Source organism: Allochromatium palmeri (assembly GCF_009720725.1).
Taxonomy (GTDB): domain Bacteria; phylum Pseudomonadota; class Gammaproteobacteria; order Chromatiales; family Chromatiaceae; genus Thermochromatium; species Thermochromatium palmeri.
Map to the genome: position 1 here is coordinate 1 of NZ_WNKT01000084.1, position 5,816 is coordinate 5,816.

2 protein-coding genes and 2 pseudogenes are annotated in these 5,816 nt (G+C 61.9%); all 4 read right to left on the minus strand.

The window, feature by feature from the left end:
• Window positions 1-284 (minus strand): IS3 family transposase (locus tag GJ668_RS21320; RefSeq protein ID WP_425482513.1); only part of this gene is annotated, 284 nt, incomplete at its 3' end.
• 22 nt (window positions 285-306) lie between these two features.
• A pseudogene (locus tag GJ668_RS19120) lies at window positions 307-1,866 on the minus strand (ISNCY family transposase).
• Window positions 1,867-1,978: 112 nt separating this feature from the next.
• Window positions 1,979-2,263, minus strand: a pseudogene (locus GJ668_RS19125) (transposase); the annotation flags it as partial.
• 513 nt (window positions 2,264-2,776) lie between these two features.
• A complete protein-coding gene (locus GJ668_RS19130) occupies window positions 2,777-5,443 on the minus strand; it encodes a PKD domain-containing protein (RefSeq protein ID WP_186343225.1) in 2,667 nt (888 codons plus the stop codon).
• Window positions 5,444-5,816 lie beyond the last annotated feature (373 nt).

A 5,816-nucleotide genomic window follows, 5' to 3' on the forward strand; every position in this document is an offset into this window, starting at 1 on the left:
GGGGCCATGCCGGCCAATCCCAGAATCCTCATCAGGCGCTGCACGCGCTTGCGGTTCACTCCATGGCCTTGCCCGTTCAGAAAGACCACCAGGCGCCGACTGCCGTAAAACGGGTGACGGGTGTATTCGGCGTCAATCAAGGCCAACAGGATCTGGTCCAACGCGCTGACGCCCTCCTCGCTCGAAGCGCGATACACACCCGAGCGCGCGATTCCGGCCAAGGTGCATTGCCGACTCACCGCCACCTCACCCTCAGGCTCGATCCACGTGCGACGGGCGCTCACAGGCTCACCCCGGACTTTTTTTCTATGGAGGCAAATCGAGCTTGACGAGGCGTTCCTCCAAGGCGGCGAGGTAGGGATCGGGGTGCTGCCGGAAGCGTCGCTGGAGCACCCGCGCCTGACGTAGCTGTTGAAGTTGGTGGCGTTGCGCCGGCCAGTCAGTCAGATCGATCCGGCTGAGTTCGAGCGCACTCAAGGGTCGATTCCAACTGATCAGCGCGGCGATCACGCGCACGGCTCCGCGCACGAGCAGACTCGGGGCCAGGGCCTTGCGTCCGGTGATGCGTCGCTCGTGATGGCGCAAGGCGCCAAAGAAGTGCTCCAGGTCGTTGTTGGTCCGCGGTAAGTCGGGGACATCGTAACAGTGGAACAGTCCCGACCAATAGCTCCGGGTGATCTTCAGAAAGCGTTCCCCCCAGGAGCGACAGGCCTGGCCGTCGTCGGTGGCGATCCAGGCGGCGAGTTGGTCGAGCAGACCCTGATAGAGGGCCTGGACGCCGGCGCTGGAGAGGTGCTGAGGATTGTCCAGGATCTGGGCGGCCTGATGGATCCATTGAAAGATGGCCATCAGCGGCGGCCGTGGCGCTCAAGGCCTTGTCCAGGATCGTGTGCAGACGCTGCAAGGGACGCGGCAATGTGTTCAGGCCCCCCTTTTTTGCGCCGCCCGTTGCAGGCTGGCGTCGATGGCCTCCAGGCGTTCGTGCAGGCGTAAGCCTCCCGGTTCCAGCGGGGCCTGACCCTCATCGGTCAAGGCCCCACGCACGGCGGTGCAATAGCCCTCAACCAACTGGGCAGGCTCATCCTCACGCCCGGCCACCGCCCGCTCCAGAGGGCGGATCCCGCGTACGCGTTTCTTGAGCTCTTTTTTAGCGTGACGATCGGACTCCCAGGCCGCACCAGCGGCTTGCTTGAAGTAATGATACTGGCAGATCTGATGGGGCACGCCGGGGAACACCTCGGCGATGGCCTGCACCAGGCTGCGCTGACCATCACTGACGATCCCCACCACCGGTGCGCTCACCCCCGCGATGGCTTCGCGCAAGACTTCGCTCAGCTCCTGATGGCGTGAGGACAGCAGGCTACGGGCGGCCAACACTTGCTGTGACAACACCTCGCGCACCACCCACAACATTTCGTGACCCACATCCGGCTGCAACCCATCGATGGCCAGGATCAATCGCCCCTGCGCATTGAGCCGGGCGACGCGCTCCGGACTCTGGCGCACCGACAGGGCGACCAACTCGTCATAGCGCTCCAGCAGATATTGCACATTGCGGCGACTGATCTGCACCGCCCGCGCCTGCAACGCGCGATGAATCTGCGGCGCACTGGCGTGATCCTGATAGCACTGCGCGCCAATGAACGCCAGCACATCCAGTCCGTATTCGTAATGCGGCAACGCCACGCGCCCTTCTTCCGCCGGATGCACCGCTCGATGATACCGCTCACAGGCCGGATTCTCGCAGCGACCGATCGAAATCTTCAAACGACACCGATTCTCCAGAGTCGCCACTTGCCGCCCATGCGTATAGCCAATCGATAACCGCTGACCACAGGCCGCACACTGGTGCCGTTCCGGATACAGGCGACGCTCCTCGGTGGCCGGCGCTCGTCGTGTCTTCCCGCCCATGACGCACCTCCCGTTTCCAGATCCTTACGCTCTATACAAAGTCTAGATCACGGCGGTAAGCTGGGTTTGCCTCTATAGTTTTTTTCAACCAGTCCAGTTCCATCTTCAGACGCCCGATCTCGCTGTACAGGCGCTCCGGCGCGCTCTGCGCATCCACCGGCTGACGCCCGCGTTTGCTCTCGAACAGCGTGCCGGCCTGCTCCAGGATCTCCTTCTTCCATTGCCCGACTTGCACCGGGTGGACACCGTGCTCCTGGCCAATTTCGTTGACCGTTTTCACCCCACGGATGGCCTCCAAACCAACCTTGGCTTTGAACGACGACGTGTACGTCTTGCGCTTTGATTCACCCATTTTGACTAACCCTTCTGTACCGGTTTGATAACTTAAATGACTGTCCGGTTTTCAGGGTCCACTTTAGCTCAGGGTGGCTTGGATTTCCTATCCGTTATCCGTAAGGCCTGGCCTACATCGCTTCACGCGGGGGCCTCGATGGGATCAGTCGCGCGCTCCGGATGGCGAACGATCCAGGACTACAGAACACGGTTGATGTCCTCAGGCGCTCTCTGGTTGTCCCGGGTATCGGGGTGGGCGGGCTCCGGCAACGCGCCTCTCCGAGGTCGAGCTAGCGCGAAAGTTTGTTTTGATCATCCAGCGTCAGGCCAAGGACTCCAACCAAAGCACACAATGCAGCGCCCATTCCACCCACTCCGGCCGTTGCCACCAAAGCGCTGGCTGACGATCGCAGCAGTCCGCGCTTTTCAGCCGAGGGCGATACCGCATACCAGTCGCTCAGCCAAGGCGAGCAGGCCTCGAAGATCGTCCTGATCGATGCCAAGTCGCTGCCGCGCTCAGGACTGCATTATCTCAAGAACAGTCTGGAGCGCCTGTTGCCCGGGCACTTCTCGTTTTGCGAAGGCCGCCCTGCCCATCGAGGCGACGTTCAAGCCCTTTGATGGCCAGCGAGCAGACCTTGTAGGCGCCTCCAGCCGCAAGCACGCGCTCGGCATCGGCAAGATCTGGGGACTCCTGTGCTGGCGCCAGAAGCTGAGAACGATCAGGGGAATGGGCTCGCGCCGGCGCACGGCCGGCGCGATTGCAAGATAACGGCTGGAGCGGATTCACCAGCGTGATCGGTGACGTCTGTCCAGACAGCGACCAGGACAGATCATGTGCGTCCGGGCTGAACATAGCGCGTCCTGGGTCGGTGGTCGCCGCGAGCGCGGCCGGACAGGTTTGAGACGCGCTGACATCGGTGACGAGGTCACGGATCTCGACGCTACAGACGAGCGACCCATCGCGATTCGCCAACTGGCGCAGATAGGCGAGATAACGCCCGTCGGCGCTAAGCGCCGGATGATGCGCATCGGTCCAGGCACCGGCAGCGCTCAACGCGACCACCTCGGCGGCCGCGCCATCGGCCAGAGCCTGACCCAAGATCTGACGCGGGCCAGCCTCCCTGGTCTGGTCATAGACCAGCAGCATCCCCTCGGCATCCAGCGCCGGATGTGCCGATGCCTGCTCGACCAGCGTCAACCGCTCAGTGAAGTCCAGCGCCAGATCGCGCAGGAACAGATCACTGACCCCATTGGCATCGCCGGGCACCAGATCGCTCGCGTCACTGGTGAACACCACTCGCTCACCGTTGGCATCGGCGGCTGGGTCGCGGCTCGGACCATTGCCGGCGGTGCCAGCCTCGGTGACGCTGATCAGCCTGAACTCATCGCTGAGTAGGTCGAGGCGGTAGAGATCGCTCACTTCGTTGTCATCGCCGGGATGCAGCGCTTGAGTGGTTTGCAGGATCAGCCAGCGCTCCTCGCCATCGAGCAGACCGCCGCTCAGGGCCTCAGACTCGATGCCGTAACCAAGGAGATGCTCCTGGAGCCAGCGCGGCAAGGCCTCGAGCCCGGCGATGAACGCAGGTGCTAGTAGCGTGACCGGCGCGGATGCGGTGGCGCTGGTCGCGCCGGCACTGCTGGCAGCGGCACGCTGAGTCGAGGTCACGGCGGCTGCAGTGCAGCTCACTGGGGCTGCGATGGCCCTGAGCTGCCCACCCTGTTCGACGCGGAAGCCAGGCTCGAAGCCGATGCGCGGGGCGCTCAGCTCCAGCGTGGCGCCGCTGGCGACCGAAACCCCACCAGTGACCTGAATGCTGATCTCAGAACGCGCCGTTTGGGAACCGCTGTTCACCGGTGCGTTGAGCGTGATCGCGTCGGTGCGACAGTCGCCAGTGTCCACGCCAGGATCGGTCGGCGGCTCCCCAGCCCCGGTGTCAAAAGGCTCAAGAACCGGATCCTCAGGTGGTCCAGCGAAGCTGTAGGGCTGAAGCGGTGTCCCGGCATCAATCACGTAGGAATCTGCCGGCAAGTCGCGTAAAAGCGCGCTGACAAGCAGCGATCCGTGCCCATTGACCAGTCGCTGCTCCGAAAGATCATCAAGGCCAGAGCGAAGGCCCGCGCCAACAACGGCGATATTGCCAACTGGCACGCTGGCAGAGTCCACAGGAACTTCGGTGGCCCCGGCCGCCACAGCTGACGTTGTCTGGTAAGCGAGCGTGGGCTCCATCTCAATGCAATCGCCCAAGCCCACAATAGGGACCACCGTGTCAGTAAATTCAAGCTCGCCCTCCGCGATCATCATAAATGCATTCGCGTTAGCGTCGTACTGGTTGTCTCCGGCCTGGGCCAACCAGTTGAAGGGCATACTGACCGTACCATCGGCCTGAACGTTTATCTCATTGGAAGACCCGGGAGAAGACTGCCATACATCGCTGGGGTTCGCCGGACACCCGTCGGTCCAGTAGCGCACATGCGCCCGTGCGCCCGAGGGCCAACCCTGGAGCGTACCCGCGGCCACCCCGGTCGGAGTGAATCCACCAGGGTGTCTGGCAACTGCCTGCAGAATCGGTTTGGGGATATCCAGTCTGGCAGAAGACGAGGCGGAGTGGGAGCGCCCGTCCGGGGTGGTTACAAATGCAGTGACCACGTATTTCCCCGGCGCACTGTATTCGTGGGTGACAACACTGCCCAAGCTGCCACTCTGAGTAATTCCGTCGCCGAAATCCCAAACGAGGGTAATCGGATCTCCCCGTGGATCTACGGCCTGAGCGATCGCCTTGGTCGTTAAGCCGCTGCCCGTGGTCGCAATCTCGACATAGGGATCTTCAGCATCGTCCTCTTCGGGTACGTAGAACGCTGAGCCGCTGGAGGGATATTCACCGCAGATCCACTTGAAGGTAAACCAGCACAGAACCGGCCCTCCCAGCCCGTTCTGATCACCGGCCGCATACCAGCCCGGTGAGACATTTGTGTCATAGGTGGTGTAGGTGCAGGTACGCGAGCCCAGGCACTCGTCGCCCCCGCCGTAGAGTGAGAATGAGGTGGCATTCTCCAAGGAGTAGCCGCGCATTGGGTGGACGAGTAGATTCTTTGCCCAGACATTAACACCCCAGCTTCTGTCTTCGCCGGGCGAACCGCGCGAAACTATCGTGAAAGTAACCTGACCTGCGATCAGTGGATCGTCCGCGAAGTTCATGTTGACCCTCATCTTCGGCCGGTCGAGAACCGAGGGCGATAGCAGAAACCTGCGGTTGTAAACGGGCTCGCTCACACAGGCCAGATTTTGCCCCTCTACCTCCCTACAGGTTCTTGGTGGATCGGTATATGAGAAAGGGGATGCGCCTGTTTGCGCCGGCGTCATGAATGTCACAGTGAGCACAAGTGCAAGAAGTGCGAGCGCGATATTCTGCCTTCTCACACCTTCATTTTGAGGTAGGTTGCATGCGGTAGTTGTCAGCATACTTGTCGCCTGCATCGGTGTTAAGTCACTTAAGGAGATTGCCAGGAAAGAACTTACCCATCAGCTGGCCGGATGAGGATGTCCCATTTAGGCAAGGAGGGGTTGCGCT